The organism is Cytobacillus mangrovibacter (assembly GCF_042865275.1).
GTDB lineage: Bacteria > Bacillota > Bacilli > Bacillales > Cytobacillaceae > Cytobacillus > Cytobacillus mangrovibacter.
The window spans coordinates 612,893-636,503 of sequence record NZ_JBIACJ010000001.1 but is presented as its reverse complement, the minus strand read 5'-3'; the positions used below and the strand labels follow the sequence as shown (position 1 = coordinate 636,503).

The following is a 23,611-nucleotide window of genomic DNA, read 5'->3' as shown; positions in this document are numbered from 1 at the left end:
AAAAGTGTTCAGGGGTCTTTTAAATAGAAATCCAGTTAATTACCTATCGATAGGGACTGCATTATCGATTGGCTTTAAAGGGTTATTCTTATCTATTCGATCATAGAACATAATGCCGTTCAGGTGGTCGATCTCATGTTGAAACACGATGGCTAGTAGACCTTTTAATCTTAATTTAACTTCAGTGCCATCTAGTGCTATTCCTTTCACGGTTATACGTGCATATCTAGGTACATAACCAGGAATTGCTTCATCTACAGAAAGGCATCCTTCACCAGATGAAAGGTAAGATTGTTCAATTGAATGACTTACAATTTTTGGGTTAAATAGGGTATAGCTATGTTGCGTACCTGCTTCATCCTTTACATGAATAGCTATCATTTTCTTTGAAATATTGATTTGTGGAGCGGCTAATCCGATTCCAGAGCGCAATTCATATTTTTTTGCTATTTCAGCATCTTGGCTGTTCTTCACATATTCCAGCATACTCTTTAATGTTTGAATATCTTCATTTGAAGGGGGAAGTGATACTTCCTTTGCAACCTCCCTTAATGTTGGATGTCCATCGCGAATAATGTCCTCCATTGTTAACATAAAATACTCACTCCTGTAGAAATATGTATTGACCTTCATTTTCTAGTCATGTTTGCTTTTTTTAATAGTCTACCAAAGTGTATGTAAAATGTTAATAAAAGAGAAGGTACATGTGTACCTTCTTCAAAAAACTTATTTATCTAGCTGTATTTGTCGGGAAAAACCAAGGAGATTCTTCATTCCTTAATTCCAACAAGCACATCCAACGATGATGAGTAAAATAAACAAGACAACTATTAACGCGAAACCCCTGCCATATCCAGCACCGCCAACAGCTCCTGGGTAACCGCAGCCGTATCCATATCCGCCATATCCGTACATGTCGGGTAACCTCCCTAAAAGTCAGATTATCGTCTACATAAGATTGAACTTTTTATATCGGACGATTAGTATAGCCTATGTGAAAAGGATTTTTATTGTGTAGGCCCTTGCCTAAGTCATAAATGAAAAGTATTTGGAATAGGATAAAAAGATAGGACAAGTCTATCAATCATGGTCATAAGTCAGTTATTAAAAGACTATTGTCAAATTTTGAAACAACCTATATAGTAGGGATTGTTATTAGTTAAGGAGGTCAAAACGTGCCAATACCCCGCAAAAGCCGCTTGTTATTTGTCATGGTTATCGGAATGCTATTATTATCAGGATGCCTTAATAAACAAACCCCTGTTGAAAAAATTTATGATGTTTTAGAGAAAGTTGTTACTTCTGAAAATGGATTCGAAGAACAGCAAGAGCCACTTAACGAATTAGAAAAACAAGAAAAAGAAATTTACGATAAAATTATTGGATTAGGAATGAAGGAATTTGATGAAATAAAGAAGCTTTCAGATGAAGCCATCGCTATTGTTGATAAACGTAAAGAGCATATAGATAAGGAACAAGAAAGCATTGGTGCATCGCAAAAGGAATTTCAAGCAATATCACCATTTATTGACGAAATAGAAGAAACCGCTTCGAAAGAAAAAGCGCAAGAATTATACGACATTATGATGCAACGATATCAACTTTATGATGAATTATATCAATATTACTCTGAAGGGGTACTATTAGATAAAGAACTGTATACTATGTTTAAAAAAGAAGATCTGGAATTAACAGAATTAGATGCTCAGATTACCAAAATTAATGAAGTCTATGCGAAAATATTAACAGCAAATGAAAAGTTTAATGAGAAAACAAAATTATATAATGAAACAAAATTATCCTTCTATAAGGAATCAGGTCTGAAAATTGATACAAAATAATAGAGGTCTAGGTCAGCAGTCAATAGATGCTGGCCTTTTTAGTTCAATAGAAAAAGGCTATAGTAAGAAATATTATTATTTGAAAATAACAATGATTACGATTGTTCAATATAGATTGTTATATCACATGCTGCGTACATTAGTATATTTTATATAACAGATATTTGGGGTTTATGATACAGCTTATGAAAGTAAATCCTGTGTAAAAAACGTCGCAATAATGAAAAACGATAAGAAGTGGGGTTGATACTGTATTTATAAAAAATTTTATTTGGAATCTATAAGAAAACGTGTATCAATTTAGTTGCAAAAAATATTGATACAGAATATGATGGATATGGATAATGAAAATAGACGTTATTTACTATTATTAAAGGGAAACTATTAAATAAAATTAGTTTTCTTTCCTTGTTGCACACTAAAACAATAAGTATTTCTTTTTGAGTTTTCTAATTTGACTTTGTTTTGGGCAACCTAGATTCAGTGGATTAAAACTCTAAATAAACGTCTTTTTAAAGAAAGGAAAGGGTGACTTAAATGGCTTCTAATACTAAGAATTTACAATTCGATGCGAAAAAGCAGCTTGAAAAGGTGGAAGAACAATTCCAGACACTGCAAATCCTTAACGAAGAAGGTAAGGTAGTGAATGAATCAGCAATGCCTGATTTAAGTGATGAACAGCTTCAAGAATTGATGCGTCGTATGGTTTATACCCGCATTCTGGACCAGCGCTCTATTTCATTAAATAGACAAGGGCGACTTGGCTTCTATGCTCCAACTGCTGGTCAAGAGGCTTCTCAGCTAGCTTCCCAATTTGCTCTGGAGAAAGAAGATTTCATTCTTCCGGGATATCGTGATGTACCGCAAATGATCTGGCATGGCTTGCCATTATCACAAGCATTCCTATGGTCACGTGGTCATTTTGAGGGAGGAAATATTCCTGAGGGAGTAAATGTCATTGCCCCACAAATTATTATAGGTGCTCAATACATTCAGACTGCTGGTGTTGCACTTGGAATGAAAAAGCGCAATAAGCAATCAGTTGCAATTACGTATACAGGTGATGGGGGAACATCGCAGGGTGACTTCTATGAAGGAATAAACTTTGCAGGTGCATTTAATGCTCCAGCGATCTTTATTGTGCAAAATAATCGCTTTGCAATTTCAACACCTGTCAGCAAGCAATCAGCTTCAAAAACACTTGCACAAAAAGCGGTTGCAGCAGGGATTCCTGGTATTCAAGTTGATGGAATGGACCCGCTTGCTGTTTATGTTGCTGTCCGTGAAGCCCGCGTTCGTGCGATAAATGGGGAAGGTCCAACACTAATCGAAACACTTACTTACCGTTATGGTCCACATACAATGGCTGGAGATGATCCAACACGCTATCGAACTTCTGACCTCGATAACGAATGGGAGAAAAAGGATCCGCTTGTTCGCTTCCGTAAGTTCTTAGAAGAAAAGGGTCTATGGAACGAAGAAAAAGAAAATGAAGTAATTGAAAAAGCAAAAGAAGACATTAAAGTGGCTATTAAACAGGCTGATGATACTCCGAAACAAAAAGTAACTGATTTAATGTCAATTATGTATGAAGAGATGCCTTATAACTTAAAAGAACAATATGAAATTTATAAAGAAAAGGAGTCGAAGTAAGCCATGGCGCAAATGACAATGATTCAAGCAATTACTGATGCACTTAGAACAGAATTGCGAAATGATCCGAATGTATTAGTATTCGGTGAAGATGTAGGCGTAAACGGCGGAGTATTCCGTGCAACTGAAGGCCTTCAGAATGAATTCGGTGAAGAGCGTGTATTTGATACGCCACTTGCTGAATCTGGAATCGGCGGTTTAGCAGTTGGTCTTGGTTTACAAGGCTACCGTCCCGTTCCTGAAATCCAATTCTTTGGTTTTGTATATGAAGTAATGGATTCTATCTCTGGTCAGCTGGCTCGTATGCGTTATCGTTCAGGCGGACGTTACAATGCTCCAGTGACGATTCGTTCACCTTTTGGGGGAGGCGTACATACCCCTGAAATGCATGCAGATAGCTTAGAAGGCTTAATGGCACAGCAGCCTGGTGTAAAGGTTGTAATCCCATCAACGCCATATGATGCGAAAGGCTTACTCATCTCAGCCATTCGTGATAATGATCCAGTTATTTATCTTGAACATATGAAGTTATACCGCTCTTTCCGTCAAGAGGTTCCAGAAGAGGAATATACGATTCCTTTAGGAAAAGCAGATGTTAAGCGTGAAGGTACAGACTTATCAATTATTACTTACGGTGCTATGGTTCATGAAGCATTAAAAGCAGCAGAAGAGCTTGAAAAAGAAGGATTCTCTGCTGAAGTTATTGACTTACGTACGGTTTCTCCAATTGATATTGAAACGATTATTGCTTCTGTTGAAAAAACAGGCCGAGCAATTGTTGTACAAGAAGCACAAAAGCAAGCAGGAATCGCTGCAAATGTTGTAGCAGAAATTAATGATCGTGCGATCTTAAGTCTAGAAGCGCCGGTATTACGTGTAGCTGCTCCAGACACTGTATTTGCTTTCCCGCAAGCTGAAACGGTTTGGCTTCCGAATTATAAAGATATTATTGAAACAGGAAAAAAAGTATTAAATTTCTAAATTGATTTTTCATGAAAATTTGAAAGGCGGACATTGGATAAATTAGTGAAATCGGCTATCATGCCGATTTCTACTCTTCCAACATCTGACCTCTCACATCTAGTAAAGTAGGAGGTTGATTCCAAGTGTCATTTGAATTTAAATTACCTGACATTGGTGAGGGTATTCATGAAGGTGAAATTGTTAAATGGTTTGTGAAATCAGGAGACAAAGTACAAGAAGACGATGTTTTGTGTGAAGTCCAAAATGATAAAGCGGTTGTTGAGATTCCTTCACCTGTTGCAGGCACTGTTGAAGAAATTAAAGTCGGTGAAGGTGTTGTAGCAACAGTAGGCCAAGTGTTGATTACATTTGATGCACCTGGTTATGAGGATCTGAAGTTTAAAGGTGATGAAACCGAAGAAGAACCAACAGCGAAAGTTGAGGCAGCTGAGACAAAAGAGGCTGTACAACAAGAGGTTACAAATGCAGCTGCACAGGCTGAAGTTGACCCAGGGCGCAGAATTATCGCGATGCCATCAGTAAGAAAATTTGCTAGGGATAAAGGTGTAGACATTCAACAAGTAGCAGGCAGCGGGAAAAATGGCCGTATATTGAAAACAGATATTGATGCCTTCTTAAATGGCGGCGCTACAGTTGCTTCTGAAACACAGGCTGAAGAGGGAGCTGTTCAAGATACAAATACAGCTGCATCTCAAGAACCAACAGCGGCTCCTGCGGCAAAAGCAATTCCTCAAGGACAATATCCTGAAACACGCGAAAAAATGAGCGGAATTCGTAAAGCGATTGCGAAAGCTATGGTAAACTCTAAGCATACAGCTCCGCATGTAACATTAATGGATGAAATTGATGTAACAAAACTTGTTGCACACCGTAAGAAGTTTAAAGAAGTGGCTGCAAGTAAAGGGATTAAACTTACATTCTTACCATATGTAGTAAAAGCGTTAACAAGTGCGCTGCGTGAGTTCCCTACATTAAATACATCGATTGATGATGCAGCTGGCGAAATTATTCAAAAGCATTATTACAACATCGGAATTGCAGCAGATACAGATAAAGGTCTTTTAGTTCCAGTGATTAAAGATGCAGATCGTAAGTCTACGTTTGCTATTTCTAATGAAATTAATGAACTGGCTACAAAAGCACGTGACGGCAAGTTAGCGCCAGATGAGATGAAAGGTGCATCTTGTACGATTACAAATATCGGTTCTGCGGGTGGACAATGGTTTACACCGGTGATTAATCATCCTGAAGTGGCTATTTTAGGAATTGGCCGAATCGCTGAGAAACCAATCGTAAGAGATGGTGAGATTATTGCGGCGCCAGTTCTAGCTCTATCTTTAAGCTTTGACCATAGAATCATTGATGGAGCAACTGCTCAAAATGCATTAAATCATATTAAACGATTATTGAACGATCCAGAACTATTGTTAATGGAGGCGTAAAAAATGGTAGTAGGAGATTTTCCGATTGAAACAGATACAATTGTCATCGGTTCAGGCCCTGGTGGATATGTAGCGGCTATTCGTGCTGCACAGCTTGGGCAAAAGGTAACAATTGTTGAGAAAGCAACTCTAGGCGGAGTTTGTTTAAATGTTGGCTGTATCCCATCTAAGGCTTTAATTTCTGCTGGACATCGATATGAAACAGCAAAGCATTCTGATTCGATTGGTATTATAGCTGAAAATGTCACAGTTGATTTTTCAAAAGTACAAGAGTTTAAAGCTGGTGTCGTAAAGAAGCTTACCAGTGGTGTTGAAGGCCTATTAAAAGGTAATAAGGTGGATATTGTACAAGGGGAAGCTTACTTTGTTGATGCTAATACACTTCGTGTAATGGATGAGAATTCAGCTCAAACTTATACATTTAAACATGCAATTATTGCAACTGGTTCAAGACCAATTGAACTTCCTGCATTTAAATATTCAAAGCGTGTGCTTGATTCAACTGGTGCACTTGCTCTTCAAGAAATACCAGAAAAAATCGTTGTCATTGGCGGCGGGGTAATTGGTATTGAGCTAGGTGGAGCGTATGCAAGCTTCGGCTCACAAGTAACGATTCTTGAAGGTGCCGATGAAATTCTTGTTGGATTTGAAAAGCAGATGTCTGCACTTGTTAAGCGTAAGCTTAAGAAAAAAGGCGCTGAAATCGTAGTAAAAGCACTTGCTAAGGGTGTTGAAGAAAACGAAAATGGCGTGACAGTTAAATACGAAGTTAAAGGCGAAGAAAAATCAATTGATGCTGACTATGTATTTGTTATGGTTGGACGCCGTCCAAACACAGATGAATTAGGCTTGGAACAGGTTGGCATTAAAATGAGTGATCGTGGCGTTATTGAAATTGATAAACAATGCCGTACAAGTGTAAGTAATATCTTTGCAATTGGTGACATTGTTCAAGGCCCTCAATTGGCGCATAAAGCTTCATATGAAGGGAAAATTGCCGCAGAAGCTATTTCAGGTCATCCGGCAGAAATTGATTATTTAGGCATTCCTGCTGTTGTCTTCTCAGACCCTGAGCTTGCATCTGTTGGCTATACAGAAAGCCAAGCGAAGGATGAGGGAATTGAAGTAACAGCTGCAAAATTCCCATTTGCAGCTAATGGCCGTGCGCTTGCTTTAGATGCGACAGATGGCTTTGTGAAGCTAGTTACACGTAAAGAAGATGGCCTAATTATCGGTGCGCAAATTGCTGGAGCAAGTGCTTCAGACATGATCGCTGAATTAGGTTTGGCCATTGAATCTGGAATGACGGCTGAGGATCTAGCTATGACGATTCATGCTCATCCAACCTTAGGAGAAATTACAATGGAAGCAGCAGAAGTTTCATTGGGAACTCCAATTCATATCGTGAAATAATGAAGTAAAAAGTGCTTTTTAAATAGAAAAAGAAAGAATAGACCCGATCATCTTAATGATTAGGTCTATTCTTTTTTGTCGGTAAAATAGTTTATCGTTATAGCTCTTCTTTTAGTGCAGTATAGAAGGGCGCCACGATTTGTTCTGTAGAAGCCTCTCCCTCTACTTTAACTATTATCTTGTCTTTGTAATTTATAAGGATAGCAGGGCAGTTATTTATCTTAAAAGTTCCATAATACTTTTTCGCATTTGCTGCCGTGATAATTTTCATATTCTTTATCTCTGTTGGAAACTCTTTTTTTAGTTCGATAATGGCATCATAGTAGGCGGCTTCCTGCTCATATGCTTGATTATTCGTGAAAAAGATAATTTGTTTGATTGTTTGATCGATATTTAATTCTTCTTTTGATTCAATATGGTGACATGAGGAGATGATAAAAAAGAGAGAGGCTATCATTAATATGGGAAACCCTTTCATTCCAATCCCTCACCTTGCTATTTCATTTATTATGAGTAGTTTAGCATATGAAAATTGACAAATAATGCTTGTCACCTAAATGTTACAGAAATGAAAAATAAGATTTTCCTTTTCTACATATATTAAAAAGAAATGATTATTTTCTCAGTAAAAGAGGTATTAGGTAGTTATAGAAATGGTGGTGATGGGTTATGAAGGTATACACTGCGCTGCTTCTGCAATTAATCATATGGAGCGGCTACACCTTTATTGAATGGTTATCAAAATACGATCAGCTCATTTATCGGGTGCTGATGTTTTTCGTGTTTTTCTATTTAGCCATCATCATTGGGAATACAATAATGAAATCAGTCAGAAAGACCTTTTTTGTTACTTCTTTAAGCCTTGTTTTATATGGATCCTTTCAATTTACAATGGCTGTCATAAGTGGGTAGCAATTTATATAAGCCATAAAAAAGAGCCCATGTTACTTGGGCTCGATTACTGGTTTAGCTTTAAAAAATCTTGCTACAATGCTATAAAGAGCAAATAAAAATAGGAAAAAGCATACAAAAGAAAGAAGTAATGGAGTAATCTTATACTTCGTTTCCTTCTCAAAAGGAGATTCAAACTTTACTTCTAACGGGTATTGGTCCTCTTCAGATGGAAGGATCACTTTTTGTTCTGCGAACGGAATGGGTCCACCAAATGTAAGATGCTGACTTAAATCCTCTGGCTGTTGTTCGAAATAAGAATTGAATATAAAGGGAGATAGCAAAGTAATACATAGGCTTAATACCCCGATGATTATCATTCGTGTTTTTAACATGTAATCCACCTCGTTAATTGCTGCTTAGGGCAAAATAGAAGAAGAGCAAAATCTGCTCTTCTCATAATTAATAAATGTAATGTTTATTAATCTTTGGCTCTGTTAAACTGATTTATTTTCTCGGATAAAAATACATGACTCGTCCATTAAATAAATGTAGTTCACCTTGTAGTTTCTTTGCTAAAAATCTGCAAAATTCATTTGCTTTGCCTTTATCCCCATAAGTGGAGGATTCAGGCAGGGTGAGTTGTATGTATGATTGCTCTACTTCTGATCCATCTTCATTCGAAATCATCTCTTTGTCTATCCCTAGCAAAAATAAATTGTAGCGATCCTTATCAGATTTAAGATAGAACCATTTACCCTTTCCCTCAGGCATTTCTTTCATTTCATAAGGAAAGGCTGCTTCATCATATTTCCAATCAATTTGATTACCAGTTTTTGCTGTTATTTCTTTATAATATTGAAATAACTCTTTAATCTCTTCTGTTGAAACGATTGCTTTAGCTAATGAAGGCACAAGCTTGATATATGCATGACTAGCCACCATCCATCCCCCCATATCTTGTTTACTCTCTTTTCCATTCTAGCATTGAATAAAAACTTCTGACAACTTAATCGGAGGAATTAAAAAAAAACTTGTAATTTAATGAAAAATTAATTATAATAATATTCTAAATATTAAAATAAATAGGAGGAATCATATGAACTTATTTGAAAAGCTCTATGATGAGCATGAAAATGTCAAAGTCAGGTTCGTTGGTTTTACAACAGACCAGGCACGATATGATTTTGGCATTGTATTTACCAATCTATTCTTTGGCAAACCTCTCGTTGTTTGTATGCAAACTGGCCGCTCAACTCTCCTCGACCCTAAGGACCTCGAAGACAAAGATTATTTACAAAAGGTTTTTAAAATGGATAATCACCATCAAGCAGAAGATTTAAGCGAATTCTTTAAAGTTGCTCTCCCAAGCCCTTCATTTGAAACTCAATACGAATAATTAAATACAGACTTATAATGAATGGTTAAGAAAAAATTATTAATTTTTCTATGTGTTATACTATTTAACCCCTGAATATGATGGATATTAAAGGGTTTACAAATATTTTCCTTCAATGAGTTATACAATTAGGGCTTGAAAAAATAATAATGTTATATTATTATTTAATTAAGGTTATAAAAGCGCTTACAAAATTTCATGAATTAACTCATTGAAGGGGAGAATGAAAAAATGGGCACACTTGTATGCCAGACTTGTAATTCTACAATCGATCATTTCGAGGATGAAAAGGTAACTGTTTTGTATTCGAAGTGTAATTGCTGCACAGATGAAAAGAAGAAGAATAAATAATACGAAAAGCTATATGTAGCTTATTACCTATATAAAGAGCCTTCCAATCAGGAAGGCTCTTTCTTTATCTAATGGCACGATGTTCTTTTATTACACGCAAGTATTTAAAGTCATAATCCTCAGGTCCTTGTACAGGCAGCCCTGCTTCCATATTTGTTTTAATATAGAGCAGGTTATCCTCCGTAATGATTTCACCTGGAATGAAAATGGGGATTCCTGGAGGGTAGACCATGATAAATTCAGCGATAATTCTGCCTTCCGAATCATCAAAAGGGACTAGCTCTGTTTCAGCATAAAAAGCGTCTCTTGGTGAAAGAGCCAATACTGGAATATCTGGAAGCAATACTTGTGCTTCAAGCTTCTGAGGTTTACTATGTCTTTCAGTAGATAAGACCTGTAAAGCGTGAATCAGGATATCAGCTTCTTTCTCTGTGTCTCCCGGTGTAATAATACAAAGGATATTGTATAGATCTGACATTTCTACTTCAATATTGAAATTTTCACGGAGCCATACCTCTACTTCAAATCCGCTTAAGCCTAATTCTTTAACAGAGATAATTAATTTTGTTGGATCGAACCCAAACGCTGCATTAGTCTCCAAAACCTCTTCACCAACACAATAAAGGTGTTCAATTTCATTAACCTGCCGACGGATCGATTGAGCAAGTGCTATGGTCTGCTCGATTAATTCTTTTCCTCTTGTAGCTAATTGCTTTCTAGCAACATCTAATGAGGCAAGCAGTAAATATGATGTGGAAGTAGTAGTTAACATACTGAGAATAGATTGTACTCGCTTAGCAGATACAAGATTCCCTTTCATATTTAAAATAGAACTTTGCGTCATAGACCCGCCAAGCTTATGAACACTTGTTGCGGCCAAATCTGCACCTGCTTGCATGGCAGATAATGGCAATCCATCATGAAAATGAATGTGAACCCCATGTGCTTCATCTACAAGTACTGGCACATTATAGGAATGGGCTATCTCTACTATTTTTTTCAAATCTGCTGAAATCCCGAAATAGGTTGGATTAATCACAAGTACCCCTTTAGCATCTGGGTGCTGTTCAAGAGCTCTTGTGACAGACTCTGTTGTAATCCCATGAGAGATACCAAGATCTTTATCGATTTCTGGATGAATAAAGATCGGCGTTGCCCCAGAAAAAACAATTGCGGACATAACCGATTTATGGACATTTCTAGGCACAATTATTTTTTCGCCAGGTCCACAAACGGCCATAACCATCGTCATGATGGCTCCGCTAGTTCCTTGAACGGAAAAGAAGGTCCTATCTGCACCAAATGCTTCAGCTGCTAGGTCTTGTGCAGCCTTTATTATCCCTTTCGGCTGATGAAGATCATCAAGCGGGCCGATATTAATAAGATCAATTGCAAGTGCATTATCACCGATATATTCTCTGAATTCTGGATCAATTCCTGTCCCTTTCTTGTGACCTGGTATATGAAATTGTACCGGATTTTTTTTAGCGTGAGCTAGTAAACCGCTGAACAACGGTGTTTCTGATTGAGACAATTTAATGTAACACCTCTTTAAGTGAAAAGTAATAAAACAAGTGAATTATAGCACTATTCGTATCCTTTGCATAGAATTTAAATGCAAATGGGCGCATGTCGGGGGTGACCAAGACGCTTCCGCTTTTCTATGTCCAGCTCCAGCGGCTAGGGGCTCGAGTCATAAGCCAATCCAGCAAAAAGGTAAAAAGCAACCTTTCCGCTGGCCTGTCTTATGCTTGTCGCCCCTAAACAAGCCGCTTCTGCTTTTCTATGTCCAGCTCCAGCGGCTACCCCCTCGAGGTCACAAGTCAATCCTCCCCAAAAAGGAAAGAACACCTTTTTAGTGAGGCTTGTCTTGTGCTTGTCGGGGGTGATCAAGCCGCTTCCGCTTTTCTATTTCTAATTTAGTTTCTGAAGTAAACAGGAAAATATAACATGAAAATCGAATTAATAAAGGGATGGATGATTAGGAGGTATATAAATGAATTGGAATTCTCGTGTTACCGAACTACTGAATATTAAATACCCAATTATTCAGGGAGGTCTAGCCCATCTGGCCTATTCAGAATTAGCGGCTGCTGTCTCCAATGCGGGAGGGCTTGGCCAAGTAACGGCAATGTCCCTAGCAAGTCCAGAGGCTTTAAGAGAAGAAATACAAAAAGTAAAGGCAATGACAGACAAACCATTTGGTGTGAATTTTGCAATAGGACAGCATGGTAGACCTTTTTCACATTATTTAGATATAGCAATTGAAGAAGAGGTTTCTGTTATTTCAATGACAGGGGGAAATCCGACTCCTTTTTTTGAACAATTAAAAGGGGTAAATGTGAAGAAGCTTGTTCTTGTGGCAGCGAAGCGGCAGGCTGTGAAAGCTGAAGAGCTTGGAGCAGATGCTGTAATGGTTGTTGGCCAAGAAGGAGGAGGCCATTTAGGCAGGGATGATATTGGATCGATTGTGTTAATTCCGCAAGTGGTTGATGCTGTGTCTATTCCAGTTATTGCTTCTGGGGGACTAGGAGATGGCAGAGGGTTAATGGCTGCTCTAAGCTTAGGTGCAGAAGGAATAGAAATGGGGACAAGATTTGTTGCAACAAAAGAGTGTGTTCATGCCTCTGAGCTTTATAAAACAAGGCTTGTGGAGGGAAATGAAAATGATACAGTTGTGATCAAAAGGTCAATAGGTGCTCCAGCAAGAGTTATTTCGAATGCTTGGTCAGATAAGATTCTAGAAATTGAAAAGAAAAGTGGTGGATATGAGCAATTAAAAGAATATATTAGCGGGCAGGCTAATAAAAAATATATTTATGAGGGAATTGAAGAAGAGGGATATGCATGGGCTGGCCAAGTGATGGGATTAATTAAAGATGTGCCAACCGTCCAGGAACTCTTCGATCGAATGATTTCTGAAGGAGAGGCCATTCGTAAAAAGTGGGCATTTTAAATAGTAGGTCAAAAAATACAACAAGATTTTACTTAAGAGGTGAGCGAAATGGAATACCAGTATCCAATTGACCATGATTGGTCAACAGAAGAGATTATTGATGTGATTAATTATTTTCAAAAAGTCGAACAAGCATATGAAAAAGGAGTCGACCGCGATCAGTTTCTTGAAATTTATAGCAGATTTAAGGAAATTGTTCCTGGAAAAGCACAGGAACGTAAGGTTTGCGCAGAATTTGAAGAAGTTAGCGGTTTTTCAGCATATCATACTGTTAAAGCGGTCAAAGAAGCTGCTCCAGGAGTAAAAATAAAAATGAAATGATGTAATAAAACCTCCTTAAGTAAAGGAGGTTTTATCTAAAGACATCATGGGATAAGCTACCCAATGGTTTAAGCCATTTTATAAAGGGGAATTAATGTTTTAAACACAGTTTCACATTTTTTAAGGAAATCTTCAGGAGTGATAGCTATTGCTTCTTCTCTCGATAAGTTTATACCGCAAAGGATTTCTGATTTCTTCACCTTCTGTAAACGTGTAAACATTGCTCGCAATTCTTCCTTCGATAAATCACCATGCTTCTGGGCAGATGGTTTCATGTGGTCAACTGACCAAACAAAATGATTGGGTATCTGTTTATATATTTGATCAAGATTTGTCTCCAGTGTTTTTCCGAATGCTGCTTTATCCGGTGCTTCATAAATAAGAGCAAACCAAACAAATACATGTGTTTCCCATAGCCCAATTTGAAAGTGAGGGAGCATCTTATAGCCCCGGGGATTACTGGAGAAAGCAACCCAAGTATCAATCGGTGGATTTTTTGTACGTCTTGCATGTTTAGCAACGTGTGGATACAGCTCATTTCCAATTTCAGCCGAAAGCATTGGTGTAAAATATTGGCTTAATTGCTCTAGTTTTGGCCTAATATGAGTCTTTAAGGCATCCATTCGTTCCTCTAGCCCATCAACTGTAAAAACATCAAAATCATCATTTGTGAAACCAGTAAATATCATATGTACAGCCTCCTTAATCCTATCAAATATTGTAGCATACCTGCGAAAAAACAGTAACAATCACACTTATTTGCAAAAAAAAATGTAAAATTAGGTAATAGCACAAATTTGTTGCAAGTAAACAAGATTCCTCATAATATAATAGTAAAAATAATCAGAAGAAATAAATATTTAGATTATTTGAAAGGGGTGAATGGTTAATGAAACAACTAATAAACTCGGTCAAGAATACGGCAGGTGAAAAAGAAAGAACGGCGGTTTTGCGGTTGGAAATGGATTATGAGCTAGCTACTTTGTTTGAAGCGATGTCCAATCAAAATGAAGACTTAAAATTGAAGAGTAAGCAAAAACTTGAAAAAATCAGGCAAGAACTGCTAAGACTAAAAGCACTATAATCGCAGCAGAAAAGATCGAAGAATGTTGAAGGAGAAAGATTGAGAGAAATGTACAATGAAATAAGACTTAACCAATAAAAACGAACTCCTATAAGGTATCAGGAGTTCGTTTATTATTTTTTCTAAAGGAAAGGATAATGCTTGAAGCATTTTCTTATTTCCATTAAGCTATTGTTATTTCAAATATAACCAATTGGACAATTAACATAAGAAATAATAGGGGATAGCGGAGGGTAAAGGATGACAAATTGGAAAGCAATTGATCTTGATGCTAAGACTTGGATTAAAGAGGCTGGCCAGCATATCATACAATCATTTAGTAAAGGGGTGACGATCGAAACAAAGTCGAATGCAAATGATTTAGTTACGGATATTGATAAGAATACTGAACAATTTTTCATTAGAAAAATTAAGGAGAACTATCCAAATCATCGAATATTAGGAGAAGAAGGGTTTGGAGATAAAGTTAGTGACTTGAAAGGAATTGTTTGGATTATCGATCCGATTGACGGGACAATGAACTTTATTCGCCAACAACGGAATTTTGCTATTTCTATTGGGGTTTATGAAGATGGCATTGGACAAATTGGATTAATCTATGACGTTGTGAACGATGAATTATATCATTCAATAAAAGGGAATGGAGCTTTTCTTAATGATCTTCTGCTCTCTCCGTTAGAAGAAATAATTGTTTCAGAAGCCATTATTGGAATGAATGCAACCTGGGTAACTGAGAATAATCGTATAGATCCAGCTTTATTATCACCTCTCGTCAAACATGCGCGCGGAACACGCTCCTATGGTTCAGCAGCAATGGAAATGGCCTATATTGCTACTGGAAGAATAGATGCTTATATATCCTTAAGGCTTGCTCCATGGGATATTGCAGCAGGAATTATTTTAATACAAGAGCTTGGCGGGATTGCTTCGACATTAAAAGGAGAACCCTTAAATCTTTTAGGACAAAATTCATTATTTATTTCAAAGCCTGGCCTCCATCAAGAAATCATGAAAAATTATTTGAATGATGGAAAATGGTGAGGAAATTCAGCATAAAAGCAAAAAGATGACAGCCTTATATTGACGGTCATCTTTTATTTGCTGCATTTTTTATAAAGTTCCATTTTCTCGCATTTTCTTTTTTGTTTTAAAACCAAATCCCATAACAAGTATTAAAGTAATGATCGCTCCGAAAATTCCGATAATGCTACTTTCTGCCACTGCAATCCCAATTCCCATCATGCATAGTGCAGCCCCAATCGCAAAAGCTAATAATGGCCATTTAATTTGCATCAAATTATAGCCTCCTTCATTTGATGATTGATATCGAACAATGTTGGCCCAGAAAAGAATAAAAATGATTCCAAAGAGCCTAAACACAAGAAATTATTCTATGCCATATTATTTTACACAAAAAAATTATAGGTTTCCACCTTATTTATGATATAATGTTTCAGTTATAGATTAGTCAAGAAGTAGAAATGCTGAATTTGTTAATATACAGGTAGGAGGAACTTCCTTGAAATTAAGAGAAGACATAAGAAATATTGCCATTATTGCCCACGTTGATCATGGCAAAACAACACTGGTTGACCAGCTTTTAAAACAGTCTGGAACTTTCCGCTCAAATGAGCATGTGGAAGAACGCGCGATGGATTCGAATGATATTGAAAGAGAGCGCGGTATTACGATCTTAGCGAAGAATACGGCCATTCAATATAAAGATACAAGAATTAATATCCTTGATACACCTGGACATGCTGATTTTGGCGGCGAAGTAGAACGAATCATGAAAATGGTTGATGGTGTATTATTAGTCGTTGATGCATATGAAGGATGTATGCCGCAAACACGTTTTGTTTTAAAGAAAGCACTTGAACAAAATTTAACACCTATTGTGGTTGTAAATAAAATTGACCGTGATTTTGCTCGTCCAGAGGAAGTAATTGATGAGGTGCTTGATTTATTCATCGAACTTGAAGCAAATGAAGATCAGCTTGATTTCCCAGTTGTTTACGCTTCTGCTATTAATGGAACAGCAAGCAATGATCCCCATAAACAAGATGAAAACATGCAATCACTTTATGAGTTAATTGTTGATAATATTCCAGCACCAGTAGATAACAAGGAAGAGCCATTGCAATTCCAGGTAGCATTATTGGACTATAATGACTATGTAGGAAGAATTGGAATTGGCCGTGTATTCCGTGGAACGATGAAAGTAGGACAGCAAGTTTCTTTAATGAAGCTAGATGGAACGGTTAAGAATTTCCGTGTATCGAAAATTTTTGGTTTCTTCGGTCTTAAACGCCAGGAAATTCAAGAGGCATACGCTGGTGACTTAATTGCTGTATCTGGAATGGAAGATATTAATGTAGGGGAAACAGTATGTCCTGTTGAACATCAAGATGCCTTACCAATTCTAAGAATTGATGAACCTACATTGCAAATGACATTCCTTGTTAATAACAGCCCATTTGCCGGCAGAGAAGGTAAATATTTAACATCTAGAAAGATTGAAGAAAGACTGCGTGCTCAATTACAAACTGATGTCAGCCTTCGTGTGGATAACACAGATTCTCCTGATGCGTGGATCGTTTCAGGTCGTGGGGAGCTTCATTTATCAATTCTAATTGAAAACATGCGTCGTGAGGGTTATGAACTGCAAGTATCAAAACCTGAAGTAATTGTCAAAGTTATCGATGGTGTACGTTGTGAACCAGTAGAGCGAGTGCAAATTGAGGTACCAGAGGAACATACAGGTTCAATTATGGAATCAATTGGTGCCCGTAAAGGCGAAATGCTTGATATGATTAACAATGGAAATGGTCAAGTTCGTTTAGTCTTTAATGTGCCTGCACGCGGATTAATTGGCTATACAACTGAATTCCTTACTTTAACACGTGGATTTGGTATCATCAACCATACGTTTGATAGCTATCAGCCGATGGCACAAGGACAGGTTGGCGGAAGACGTCAGGGTGTGCTTGTATCTATGGAAAGCGGAAAAGCTTCAACATATGGTATAATGCAAGTTGAAGATCGTGGAATTATCTTCGTAGAGGCTGGAACTGAAATCTATGAAGGGATGATTGTTGGAGAGCATACGCGTGAGAATGACATCACTGTAAATATTACGAAAGTCAAACATGCTACTAACATCCGTTCAGCGAATAAAGACCAAACTGCTACAATGAAGAAACCGCGTATTATGACACTTGAAGAGGCTTTAGAGTACTTGAATGAAGATGAGTATTGTGAAGTAACTCCAGAATCTATTCGTTTACGTAAGAAGATTCTTGAAAAGAATGAACGTGAAAGAGTAACTAAAAAGAAGAAATACGCAGAAATGAGCTAAGGATTTTTGTACAAAAGGACATGCAAAAGAGCCGAGAATTATTTTCCCGGCCTTTTTGACTATCGTTTAGGATCGAAGGGGGAGGAGAAAAAATGGATGTAGCTGAACGTCTGTCTTTTTTCGCTGCTTTATTCAAAGTCCAGGAAAATTCTGGTGTGGGAATGTGGCTTCTTTATTTAACCATTGTGGCCTTATGTATTATCGTTTTTAAGTTGGGATTCGCTCAAAAATTACCAATCATTAAATCAATTTTGATATATCTTTTTCTAATTTTAGGATGCACAATCTTAACCTTCTTCGCTGTTTTTCTTCCGATTACTGAAGGTTTAGTAGTAGCCGCGTTAATTTTAATCATTTACAAAATTCGTCTTCGTCAGACAAAAAAACTTGAAGGCAAAGAACTATAGGTTGGAGTGGCTATTATGAAATCATTGCAGGATACTATATATAATTGGTTAACAATAAAAGTTGTTTGTAATGAAAGACCTGATGATCGTGCAGCAGCAGATACAGAAAAAATGTTTTGGGGAATGCTTACTGATGATCATGCGTTGAAAAATATTACGATTGAAACAGATGAAGTAATGTACTATGTACATTATGATCATGATGGGGAAAGAAAGAAATCACGTTACCCAAGAGAGCTTATTGAAATCATGCTCAATCAGATTAATGCTAGTCCAGATAAGTATGAGAACTACCCAGATGAATAAAAAATTGCCCGTTCTATTTTTACAGAACGGGCAATTTTTTACCATTCATCTTCTTGTGTTTTGCTTTGGTACAGCTTGAAATTTCCGGTTTCTACCCTTTGTTGTGTTCTTTCCGTTATTCTTTCATTACATTCCTTACACATATACGTATGTATGGGACGATTTCGAAGCTTTTTAGCTTGAAGGGATTCATTTTCGATTGATTCAATTTTATCGCATAATACACATTTTACTTTCATTTTACACCTCTAAAAATCCTTATTTTCATTCTTACCTCTTATTATATATGATGAAGCCCTTCAGATCGAATTTCTTTTGAAGCTTGAAAGTTGGAGGATGTCATAATATGATGAAGGTAGAAGGAGTGAATGAAATGGCAAACCAAGTTGAACCGAAATTAATTAAACCATTATATGAGAAATTGCAGCAAGAGCAATTTTGTACATTGGCTACTGTCGACCATGAAACAGGCGGTCCGAATGTAGGGGCAATTTCATGGGTGCTTGCTAAAGATGAGGAAACGATTTATTTTGCAGTTGATAATCGTTCCAGAATTGTGCAAAACATTAGTAATAATCATAAAGTGATCATTAATGTGATTGCCAACGAATCTACATATTCTATTAGTGGTGAAGCAACAGTTAAAGAAGAAAAGCTTGATGGTGTTCCGTTAAAGCTTGCACTTCTGAAGCTCGAAATAAAAGAAGTTCGAGATGTCATGTTCTATGGTTCAAAGATCATTACAGAACCTCAATATGATAAAACATATGATAAAGATGCCGCTGCGCGTTTAGATAAACAAGTAATGGATGCAATGAAAAAAGCTTAGTCATGAACTAAGCTTTTTTTTATTTCAATTATCCTTATGATAATTAGATTGCTTATCCTGCTTGTTTTCTAACTTTTCTTCTTCTTTCTGATTCAATTGCTTTTTCGGATCTTCCGTAGCTTTTTTTGGTTTTGGTTCAATAATATCTGCTGGAATTTCAGGCATAAGTCTGCCTGAAATGTCTGCCAGCTCATTCATGATTCCTTGGATGGGTCTGCCAGCTTGGATATCTTCTGATATCTCTCGTAGACGTGCATTCAAGTCAGGGTCAGCGATGATGACTGCTCTTGCTCCATTCGGATCATTTTTTAAGCTTTCTGCGACAGAGTATTTAATGGTTCCTACTTCTGATCGTTCTAGGTTTTTATTCACATCTATTCCTACAATTGCATATTTTCCTAGAACGATGGCTGTTGCGTCATTGACATTTGGAATGCTTGAAGCAAGCTCGACAAGATGTTTCGAAATTTCCTGGCCGGTTGTTCGATCCACTTCTTGAATCGTACTATTTTTGACTCGAACTAAATTCTGGTTTGGCTTTTCTTGTGCTTGATTGTTATTAATGCCACAGCCGCTTAAAAATACCGCAGCAAAAATGACGATATGCCATTTTTTCATTTTGTTCACCTCCTAAGGTTCACTACCATGCTCTTGATCATCTAATGGTATTTTCGAATTTGCCAATATGCAGGATAATTAAAGGTTTCTTATGTATTATTGTGCAAAATTTCGTCTATCTTTATGCGGAAAAACATATATTTAATCAAAGTTAAATTCGTTCCACTGTTAAGATGACCTAATAGGAGCAGGAGGCATCGAATTGAATAAAATATATGTGTTAGATACAAATGTGTTATTACAAGATCCGAATGCTATTTTTTCCTTTGAGGATAATGAAGTAGTTATTCCGGCAGTCGTTTTAGAGGAAGTGGATTCAAAGAAAAGATATATGGACGAGATTGGCAGGAATGCAAGGCAGGTATCGAGGCTTATTGATGGGCTAAGAGAGACAGGCAAACTGCATGAGAAAATTCCGCTTGAAAATGGAGGAAGCTTGCGGATTGAGCTAAACCATCGATCTTTTCAGCAATTACAAGATATTTTTATCGAGAAAACAAATGATAATCGTATTTTAGCGGTTGCTAAAAATCTTTCATTAGAAGAAGGGGTGAAAGAGAATCGAAGAACCGTGATATTAGTCAGTAAGGATGCGCTTGTAAGAGTAAAGGCAGATGCGATTGGTTTACTTTGTGAAGATTTCTTAAGTGACAGAGTTGTTGAGAATGATCATTTGTATTCGGGATATTTGGAGGTTTTTATTTCAAAAGAAAAATTAAACCTTTTTTATGAAAAGGGAGAACTGCCCCTTTCAGAAATCGGAAATTCATTCGTTTATCCCAATCAATTTCTCGTGATGAAGGATGCGCTTGGTTCTTCCTCTTCCGCACTTGGAATTGTTGATAAGAAAGAGAATAAAGTAAAGAAGCTCATTTTCGATTATGATCATATATGGGGCATTAAGCCAAGGAATGTTCAGCAAACAATGGCGATAGAGCTCTTATTAAGACGAGATTTGCCATTAATCACTTTAACTGGAAAAGCTGGAACTGGAAAAACACTTATTGCCTTAGCGTCAGGATTAATGGAAACAGAAGATTATGGCTATTATAAAAAGCTTCTAGTTGCACGTCCGATTGTACCAGTAGGAAAAGATCTTGGTTTTCTTCCAGGTGAAAAAGAAGAAAAGCTGAGACCGTGGATGCAGCCAATCTATGATAACTTAGAGTATTTATTTAATGCAAAGAAGCCTGGAGAGCTCGATGCGATTCTAGCAGGAATGGGATCCATTGAAGTAGAGGCATTAACCTATATTAGAGGGAGAAGTATTCCAGATCAATATATTATTATTGATGAGGCGCAGAATTTGACCAAACATGAAGTAAAAACAATTCTTACTCGTGTAGGTGAAAGAAGTAAAATTGTTTTAATGGGAGATCCTGAACAAATTGATCACCCGTATTTAGATGCTTATAATAATGGACTAACCTATGTTGTTGAGAAATTTAAGGAACAAAGAATTTCCGGTCATATTAACCTCATTAAAGGTGAACGTTCAGGGCTCGCACAATTGGCTGCAGATCTGCTGTAGTGAACATTCATCCACCAAAAAACGAAAGGGCGATAAATCTATCGCCCTTCTTCGGTTATTACTCCACTCTAAATTCCCTTACTTTTTTAATCGGTTGATCTCTATTTGTTCCATCCCCATAATAAACATAAGCAGGTCCATCTTCTAATAACGGTTTTCCGTTTTCTGAAAAACCTAAAATTAATTCATTTGCTTGATCAAGGCTTAAGCGGACTTCCTTATCATCACAAATAATAATAAGCGTACTCGCATTGCTATCTGGTTCTGCATTTTTAAGAAATGGTTTAAATGGAATCCCAAAAGTTCCGGTTAATACTTTTTCTTTTTCGAATTTTTTCTCTGTTTTAAGGGTAGGCGGGAATACAGCACCCTCCATAATTTCTCTATCCCAATGCTTGGAGATGGATTTTGTATATTCTTCTAGTTCATCTTTTTTCTCAGTTTCTGCATCAAAATATGTAGTTAAATCAACGCGTCTGTCATCGAAAATCCAAACACCTGGATCAAGAGTGATCGGATATTTAACGTTTCCACTAAACATGATAATATTTTCCATTATAAATTCCTCCTAATAGGGGCAAGAATTAATATTCATTCCAATGGTAAGTATACAGATTTATAGCAAATTTGTCATACTCCATTTGAAATGAGAGAATGAAAATCATAGAAGAACTAAGAATAATTAGAATGAGAATAAAATGTTTGGGGGAAGGCAAATGACATGTGAATCAAATGCTGATTTGCAGGAGATTGTTGATGAGGTGCGCTCCATTGCAGAAGAAGGTAAAGTGGCAGATTATATTCCAGCTTTATCAAAAGTAGATAAAAATGATTTATCAGTTGCCATTTATGAGAGGAATAACAAATGCATTTTTGCGGGTGATTACAAGAATAAATTTACACTGCAGAGTATTTCTAAGGTGCTTATTCTTGCACTTGCTCTCCAAGATCGAGGGATCGATTATGTATTTGATCGAGTAGGAATGGAGCCGACAGGAGATCCTTTTAACTCTATTTCAAAGCTTGAGACTTCTATTCCTTCTAAACCGCTTAACCCGATGATTAATGCAGGAGCTCTCGCAGTAACAAATATGATTAAGGGCGAGAGTGAAAGGGAGAAATGGGATCGGATTCTTCAATTCGTTGGTTGTTTAGCGAATAACAAGCAGATTTCTTATGATTTAGAAGTGGCAAATTCAGAATTGGAAACTGCTTTTCTTAATCGTGCTTTGTGCTATTTTATGAAGCAGCATAAAGTGATTCATGGGGATATTGAGGAATTGATGATGCTTTATACGAAGCAATGTGCAATTGAAATGAATTGCTTCCAATTGGCAAGGATTGGTGCAGTTTTTGCCTTGAATGGCCTAGATCCTGAAACAGGGGAAAGGCTTATTCCAATACATATTGCTCGAATTTGCAAAACATTTATGGTTACTTGCGGAATGTATAACGCATCTGGAGAGTTCGCTATTAAAGTTGGAATCCCAGCGAAAAGTGGTGTTTCGGGTGGAATTCTAGGTGTCGTTCCTGAAAAATATGGAATCGGTATATTTGGTCCAGCTCTGGATAATAAAGGCAATAGTATTGCGGGTATTAAGCTTCTTGAAATCCTTACAAAAAGGTATAATTTCAGTATATTTTAAATTTCTAAGTATATTCTTGATTCTATTCCCTATGTGCACCGTATTATCCTTGCTTTTTTCTCTTCTAGCGTATAGAATTTATAGATAGGATAATCGCTCGGAAACGGGGGGATTGAAAGTTGACTTCTGAAACGATATTAGATCATAAGAAAAAGGCAAACGCCCTGTTAAAGGCTGATGCGGATAAAATATTAAAATTAATTAAAGTGCAGATGGACAATCTCACCATGCCGCAATGCCCTCTTTATGAAGAGGTGCTTGATACGCAAATGTTTGGATTGTCTCGTGAAATAGAATTTGCATTCAGACTCGGTTTGATTGAAGAGTCAGAGGGAAAGGCTATTTTAGGAGAATTAGAAAAAGAGCTTTCTATTCTGCATGAAGCGTCAGTAAGAAAATAAAGTGAAAAAAACTCAAACATTCTTAATCAGATTGTTTGAGTTTTTTTATCATTGTATTCATCTTTTCCAAGTGGAGAAAAAGGATTTATTTCACCATAGTGTCATATATTTTTATATAGTATGACATAATTATAGATTTTATATAAATAGTATGGTACATTTGAAATACCTTTTCTTCTC

Annotated in this window: 30 protein-coding genes; 19 read left to right on the top strand and 11 right to left on the bottom strand. The window is 36.9% G+C overall.

Features of this window, described 5'->3' with window-relative positions:
* Positions 1-39: 39 nt before the first annotated feature.
* Both def and ACFYKT_RS03155 read right to left on the bottom strand, forming a co-directional pair.
* Positions 40-594 carry a peptide deformylase gene (gene def, locus ACFYKT_RS03160; RefSeq protein ID WP_389215276.1) on the bottom strand — a complete coding sequence of 185 codons (555 nt, stop codon included), beginning with the start codon at positions 592-594 and terminating at the stop codon, positions 40-42.
* 183 nt (positions 595-777) lie between these two features.
* A complete protein-coding gene (locus ACFYKT_RS03155) occupies positions 778-915 on the bottom strand; it encodes a YjcZ family sporulation protein (RefSeq protein ID WP_389215273.1) in 138 nt (45 codons plus the stop codon).
* 260 nt (positions 916-1,175) lie between these two features.
* Here ACFYKT_RS03155 and ACFYKT_RS03150 point away from each other — a divergent pair, with 260 nt between their 5' ends.
* From ACFYKT_RS03150 to lpdA, 5 genes are all read left to right on the top strand, one after another.
* Positions 1,176-1,841, top strand: coding sequence for a YkyA family protein (locus ACFYKT_RS03150; protein WP_389215270.1), 666 nt, complete (start codon positions 1,176-1,178; stop codon positions 1,839-1,841).
* 537 nt (positions 1,842-2,378) lie between these two features.
* On the top strand, positions 2,379-3,494 hold the full coding sequence (gene pdhA, locus ACFYKT_RS03145) for a pyruvate dehydrogenase (acetyl-transferring) E1 component subunit alpha (RefSeq protein WP_389215267.1): 1,116 nt from the start codon (positions 2,379-2,381) through the stop codon (positions 3,492-3,494).
* Between the two features lie 3 nt (positions 3,495-3,497).
* The gene (locus ACFYKT_RS03140; protein WP_389215264.1) at positions 3,498-4,475 is read left to right on the top strand and encodes an alpha-ketoacid dehydrogenase subunit beta; all 978 of its coding nucleotides are present in this window, start codon (positions 3,498-3,500) and stop codon (positions 4,473-4,475) included.
* A 125-nt stretch (positions 4,476-4,600) separates the two neighbouring features.
* A complete protein-coding gene (locus ACFYKT_RS03135) occupies positions 4,601-5,920 on the top strand; it encodes a dihydrolipoamide acetyltransferase family protein (protein WP_389215261.1) in 1,320 nt (439 codons plus the stop codon).
* A gap of 3 nt (positions 5,921-5,923) precedes the next feature.
* A complete protein-coding gene (gene lpdA / locus ACFYKT_RS03130; protein ID WP_389215258.1) occupies positions 5,924-7,333 on the top strand; it encodes a dihydrolipoyl dehydrogenase in 1,410 nt (469 codons plus the stop codon).
* A 97-nt stretch (positions 7,334-7,430) separates the two neighbouring features.
* Here the strand turns inward: lpdA and ACFYKT_RS03125 are convergent, their stop codons facing one another.
* Positions 7,431-7,811 carry a small peptidoglycan-associated lipoprotein gene (locus tag ACFYKT_RS03125; protein ID WP_389215256.1) on the bottom strand — a complete coding sequence of 127 codons (381 nt, stop codon included), beginning with the start codon at positions 7,809-7,811 and terminating at the stop codon, positions 7,431-7,433.
* 191 nt (positions 7,812-8,002) lie between these two features.
* Here ACFYKT_RS03125 and ACFYKT_RS03120 point away from each other — a divergent pair, with 191 nt between their 5' ends.
* A complete protein-coding gene (locus ACFYKT_RS03120) occupies positions 8,003-8,245 on the top strand; it encodes a hypothetical protein (RefSeq protein WP_389215253.1) in 243 nt (80 codons plus the stop codon).
* A 32-nt stretch (positions 8,246-8,277) separates the two neighbouring features.
* Here ACFYKT_RS03120 and ACFYKT_RS03115 read toward each other — a convergent pair whose 3' ends face one another.
* Entirely contained in the window at positions 8,278-8,619 is a 342-nt protein-coding gene (locus tag ACFYKT_RS03115; RefSeq protein WP_389215250.1) for a hypothetical protein, read from the bottom strand.
* A 112-nt stretch (positions 8,620-8,731) separates the two neighbouring features.
* Positions 8,732-9,166 (bottom strand): DUF1885 family protein, encoded by a 435-nt coding sequence (locus ACFYKT_RS03110; protein WP_389215247.1) that lies wholly within the window; start codon positions 9,164-9,166, stop codon positions 8,732-8,734.
* A 157-nt stretch (positions 9,167-9,323) separates the two neighbouring features.
* On the opposite strand from ACFYKT_RS03110, the gene ACFYKT_RS03105 reads away from it, so the two are divergent.
* The gene (locus ACFYKT_RS03105; protein ID WP_389215244.1) at positions 9,324-9,623 is read left to right on the top strand and encodes a DUF3055 domain-containing protein; all 300 of its coding nucleotides are present in this window, start codon (positions 9,324-9,326) and stop codon (positions 9,621-9,623) included.
* A gap of 231 nt (positions 9,624-9,854) precedes the next feature.
* Positions 9,855-9,974 (top strand): GapA-binding peptide SR1P, encoded by a 120-nt coding sequence (locus ACFYKT_RS03100; RefSeq protein WP_389215241.1) that lies wholly within the window; start codon positions 9,855-9,857, stop codon positions 9,972-9,974.
* A 64-nt stretch (positions 9,975-10,038) separates the two neighbouring features.
* On the opposite strand, the gene ACFYKT_RS03095 is transcribed toward ACFYKT_RS03100, so the two are convergent.
* Positions 10,039-11,508: an aminotransferase class I/II-fold pyridoxal phosphate-dependent enzyme gene (locus ACFYKT_RS03095; RefSeq protein WP_389215238.1), complete on the bottom strand. Its 1,470-nt coding sequence runs from the start codon at positions 11,506-11,508 to the stop codon at positions 10,039-10,041.
* 462 nt (positions 11,509-11,970) lie between these two features.
* Between ACFYKT_RS03095 and ACFYKT_RS03090 the strand changes: the two genes are divergently transcribed.
* Positions 11,971-12,930 (top strand): NAD(P)H-dependent flavin oxidoreductase, encoded by a 960-nt coding sequence (locus tag ACFYKT_RS03090; RefSeq protein WP_389215236.1) that lies wholly within the window; start codon positions 11,971-11,973, stop codon positions 12,928-12,930.
* Between the two features lie 48 nt (positions 12,931-12,978).
* Positions 12,979-13,251 carry a UPF0223 family protein gene (locus ACFYKT_RS03085; protein WP_389215233.1) on the top strand — a complete coding sequence of 91 codons (273 nt, stop codon included), beginning with the start codon at positions 12,979-12,981 and terminating at the stop codon, positions 13,249-13,251.
* A 68-nt stretch (positions 13,252-13,319) separates the two neighbouring features.
* Here the strand turns inward: ACFYKT_RS03085 and ACFYKT_RS03080 are convergent, their stop codons facing one another.
* Positions 13,320-13,940 (bottom strand): YktB family protein, encoded by a 621-nt coding sequence (locus ACFYKT_RS03080; protein WP_389215230.1) that lies wholly within the window; start codon positions 13,938-13,940, stop codon positions 13,320-13,322.
* Positions 13,941-14,140: 200 nt separating this feature from the next.
* Here ACFYKT_RS03080 and ACFYKT_RS03075 point away from each other — a divergent pair, with 200 nt between their 5' ends.
* Both ACFYKT_RS03075 and ACFYKT_RS03070 read left to right on the top strand, forming a co-directional pair.
* Entirely contained in the window at positions 14,141-14,335 is a 195-nt protein-coding gene (locus ACFYKT_RS03075; protein ID WP_389215227.1) for a hypothetical protein, read from the top strand.
* A gap of 240 nt (positions 14,336-14,575) precedes the next feature.
* Positions 14,576-15,376: an inositol monophosphatase family protein gene (locus tag ACFYKT_RS03070; RefSeq protein ID WP_389215224.1), complete on the top strand. Its 801-nt coding sequence runs from the start codon at positions 14,576-14,578 to the stop codon at positions 15,374-15,376.
* A 69-nt stretch (positions 15,377-15,445) separates the two neighbouring features.
* Here ACFYKT_RS03070 and ACFYKT_RS03065 read toward each other — a convergent pair whose 3' ends face one another.
* On the bottom strand, positions 15,446-15,631 hold the full coding sequence (locus tag ACFYKT_RS03065) for a YlaF family protein (protein WP_389215221.1): 186 nt from the start codon (positions 15,629-15,631) through the stop codon (positions 15,446-15,448).
* 223 nt (positions 15,632-15,854) lie between these two features.
* On the opposite strand from ACFYKT_RS03065, the gene typA reads away from it, so the two are divergent.
* The 3 genes from typA (at position 15,855) to ACFYKT_RS03050 (ending at position 18,406) form a co-directional block, all read left to right on the top strand.
* Entirely contained in the window at positions 15,855-17,693 is a 1,839-nt protein-coding gene (typA, locus tag ACFYKT_RS03060; RefSeq protein ID WP_389215218.1) for a translational GTPase TypA, read from the top strand.
* Positions 17,694-17,785: 92 nt separating this feature from the next.
* Positions 17,786-18,100, top strand: coding sequence for a YlaH-like family protein (locus tag ACFYKT_RS03055; RefSeq protein WP_389215215.1), 315 nt, complete (start codon positions 17,786-17,788; stop codon positions 18,098-18,100).
* A gap of 15 nt (positions 18,101-18,115) precedes the next feature.
* A complete protein-coding gene (locus ACFYKT_RS03050) occupies positions 18,116-18,406 on the top strand; it encodes a hypothetical protein (RefSeq protein WP_389215213.1) in 291 nt (96 codons plus the stop codon).
* Between the two features lie 38 nt (positions 18,407-18,444).
* Here the strand turns inward: ACFYKT_RS03050 and ACFYKT_RS03045 are convergent, their stop codons facing one another.
* Positions 18,445-18,645 carry a YlaI family protein gene (locus ACFYKT_RS03045; protein ID WP_389215210.1) on the bottom strand — a complete coding sequence of 67 codons (201 nt, stop codon included), beginning with the start codon at positions 18,643-18,645 and terminating at the stop codon, positions 18,445-18,447.
* Between the two features lie 134 nt (positions 18,646-18,779).
* On the opposite strand from ACFYKT_RS03045, the gene ACFYKT_RS03040 reads away from it, so the two are divergent.
* Positions 18,780-19,235, top strand: a complete 456-nt coding sequence (locus ACFYKT_RS03040; RefSeq protein ID WP_389215419.1) for a pyridoxamine 5'-phosphate oxidase family protein — start codon at positions 18,780-18,782, stop codon at positions 19,233-19,235.
* Between the two features lie 24 nt (positions 19,236-19,259).
* Here the strand turns inward: ACFYKT_RS03040 and ACFYKT_RS03035 are convergent, their stop codons facing one another.
* Positions 19,260-19,853 (bottom strand): YhcN/YlaJ family sporulation lipoprotein, encoded by a 594-nt coding sequence (locus tag ACFYKT_RS03035; protein WP_389215208.1) that lies wholly within the window; start codon positions 19,851-19,853, stop codon positions 19,260-19,262.
* A gap of 202 nt (positions 19,854-20,055) precedes the next feature.
* On the opposite strand from ACFYKT_RS03035, the gene ACFYKT_RS03030 reads away from it, so the two are divergent.
* Positions 20,056-21,384 (top strand): PhoH family protein, encoded by a 1,329-nt coding sequence (locus ACFYKT_RS03030; protein ID WP_389215205.1) that lies wholly within the window; start codon positions 20,056-20,058, stop codon positions 21,382-21,384.
* Positions 21,385-21,442: 58 nt separating this feature from the next.
* Here ACFYKT_RS03030 and ACFYKT_RS03025 read toward each other — a convergent pair whose 3' ends face one another.
* A complete protein-coding gene (locus ACFYKT_RS03025; protein WP_389215202.1) occupies positions 21,443-21,940 on the bottom strand; it encodes a peptidyl-prolyl cis-trans isomerase in 498 nt (165 codons plus the stop codon).
* A 160-nt stretch (positions 21,941-22,100) separates the two neighbouring features.
* On the opposite strand from ACFYKT_RS03025, the gene glsA reads away from it, so the two are divergent.
* Together glsA and ACFYKT_RS03015 are read left to right on the top strand one after the other, a co-directional pair.
* Positions 22,101-23,030 (top strand): glutaminase A, encoded by a 930-nt coding sequence (gene glsA / locus ACFYKT_RS03020; protein WP_389215200.1) that lies wholly within the window; start codon positions 22,101-22,103, stop codon positions 23,028-23,030.
* Positions 23,031-23,149: 119 nt separating this feature from the next.
* Positions 23,150-23,431 (top strand): YlaN family protein, encoded by a 282-nt coding sequence (locus ACFYKT_RS03015; RefSeq protein ID WP_389215197.1) that lies wholly within the window; start codon positions 23,150-23,152, stop codon positions 23,429-23,431.
* Positions 23,432-23,611: the final 180 nt, after the last annotated feature.

What these genes read in the sequence shown, in the direction of transcription:
- def (WP_389215276.1), bottom strand. Translation starts at nt 594, where the DNA reads ATGTTAACAATGGAGGACATTATTCGCGATGGACATCCAACATTAAGG.
- ACFYKT_RS03155 (WP_389215273.1), bottom strand. Translation starts at nt 915, where the DNA reads ATGTACGGATATGGCGGATATGGATACGGCTGCGGTTACCCAGGAGCT.
- pdhA (WP_389215267.1), top strand. Translation starts at nt 2,379, where the DNA reads ATGGCTTCTAATACTAAGAATTTACAATTCGATGCGAAAAAGCAGCTT.
- ACFYKT_RS03140 (WP_389215264.1), top strand. Translation starts at nt 3,498, where the DNA reads ATGGCGCAAATGACAATGATTCAAGCAATTACTGATGCACTTAGAACA.
- lpdA (WP_389215258.1), top strand. Translation starts at nt 5,924, where the DNA reads ATGGTAGTAGGAGATTTTCCGATTGAAACAGATACAATTGTCATCGGT.
- ACFYKT_RS03125 (WP_389215256.1), bottom strand. Translation starts at nt 7,811, where the DNA reads ATGAAAGGGTTTCCCATATTAATGATAGCCTCTCTCTTTTTTATCATC.
- ACFYKT_RS03120 (WP_389215253.1), top strand. Translation starts at nt 8,003, where the DNA reads ATGAAGGTATACACTGCGCTGCTTCTGCAATTAATCATATGGAGCGGC.
- ACFYKT_RS03115 (WP_389215250.1), bottom strand. Translation starts at nt 8,619, where the DNA reads ATGTTAAAAACACGAATGATAATCATCGGGGTATTAAGCCTATGTATT.
- ACFYKT_RS03105 (WP_389215244.1), top strand. Translation starts at nt 9,324, where the DNA reads ATGAACTTATTTGAAAAGCTCTATGATGAGCATGAAAATGTCAAAGTC.
- ACFYKT_RS03100 (WP_389215241.1), top strand. Translation starts at nt 9,855, where the DNA reads ATGGGCACACTTGTATGCCAGACTTGTAATTCTACAATCGATCATTTC.
- ACFYKT_RS03090 (WP_389215236.1), top strand. Translation starts at nt 11,971, where the DNA reads ATGAATTGGAATTCTCGTGTTACCGAACTACTGAATATTAAATACCCA.
- ACFYKT_RS03085 (WP_389215233.1), top strand. Translation starts at nt 12,979, where the DNA reads ATGGAATACCAGTATCCAATTGACCATGATTGGTCAACAGAAGAGATT.
- ACFYKT_RS03080 (WP_389215230.1), bottom strand. Translation starts at nt 13,940, where the DNA reads ATGATATTTACTGGTTTCACAAATGATGATTTTGATGTTTTTACAGTT.
- ACFYKT_RS03075 (WP_389215227.1), top strand. Translation starts at nt 14,141, where the DNA reads ATGAAACAACTAATAAACTCGGTCAAGAATACGGCAGGTGAAAAAGAA.
- ACFYKT_RS03070 (WP_389215224.1), top strand. Translation starts at nt 14,576, where the DNA reads ATGACAAATTGGAAAGCAATTGATCTTGATGCTAAGACTTGGATTAAA.
- ACFYKT_RS03055 (WP_389215215.1), top strand. Translation starts at nt 17,786, where the DNA reads ATGGATGTAGCTGAACGTCTGTCTTTTTTCGCTGCTTTATTCAAAGTC.
- ACFYKT_RS03050 (WP_389215213.1), top strand. Translation starts at nt 18,116, where the DNA reads ATGAAATCATTGCAGGATACTATATATAATTGGTTAACAATAAAAGTT.
- ACFYKT_RS03045 (WP_389215210.1), bottom strand. Translation starts at nt 18,645, where the DNA reads ATGAAAGTAAAATGTGTATTATGCGATAAAATTGAATCAATCGAAAAT.
- ACFYKT_RS03040 (WP_389215419.1), top strand. Translation starts at nt 18,780, where the DNA reads ATGGCAAACCAAGTTGAACCGAAATTAATTAAACCATTATATGAGAAA.
- ACFYKT_RS03035 (WP_389215208.1), bottom strand. Translation starts at nt 19,853, where the DNA reads ATGAAAAAATGGCATATCGTCATTTTTGCTGCGGTATTTTTAAGCGGC.
- ACFYKT_RS03025 (WP_389215202.1), bottom strand. Translation starts at nt 21,940, where the DNA reads ATGGAAAATATTATCATGTTTAGTGGAAACGTTAAATATCCGATCACT.
- glsA (WP_389215200.1), top strand. Translation starts at nt 22,101, where the DNA reads ATGACATGTGAATCAAATGCTGATTTGCAGGAGATTGTTGATGAGGTG.